The sequence below is a fragment of the Marinobacter sp. G11 genome (genome assembly GCF_021282325.1).
GTDB lineage: Bacteria > Pseudomonadota > Gammaproteobacteria > Pseudomonadales > Oleiphilaceae > Marinobacter > Marinobacter vinifirmus.
Map to the genome: position 1 here is coordinate 1 of NZ_JAJSPB010000122.1, position 505 is coordinate 505.

The 505-nt window shown below is 68.3% G+C and carries 1 pseudogene; it reads right to left on the reverse strand.

The annotated features are described in order from the left end of the window. Positions 1 to 505: pseudogene (locus LWH94_RS19340) on the reverse strand (4-hydroxyacetophenone monooxygenase); the annotation flags it as partial.

Genomic DNA, 505 nt, shown 5'->3' on the forward strand with positions numbered 1-505 from the left:
CCGCTGCTGGAGACGGTCCACGTACTCCTCCTGGGCGAGTGTCTCGGGGACCATCGTCCGGATTCCCTCGTGTTCCGCCCGGTCCAGGGCCTCCAAAATGTACGCGATCTGCGACTCGATGATGTAGACGATCGAGTTGTGCCCCAGCGAGGTGTTCGGCCCGTTGATGGCGAACAGGTTCGGGAATCCCGCCACGGCCGTGGAATCGAACGCCGCCATGCCGCTGCGCCAGTGATCGGCCAGGGAACGGCCCTCACCGTCGTGGACGCGGTCGGCGAACGGCGGCTGGGCCGCCTCGAAGCCGGTGCAGAGGACGACGACGTCGACCTCGTACCCGTGACCGCTCACGCCGAACAGCCGGCTCCCCTCGACGCGGTCCAGCGCGCTGTCCTCCAGGGTGACGTTGTCCCGGGCCATGGCCGGGTAGTAGTCGTTGGAGACGAGCACACGCTTGCAGCCCGGCAGGTACCGCGGCGTGAGGCGCTCGCGGAGCTCGGGGTCAGAG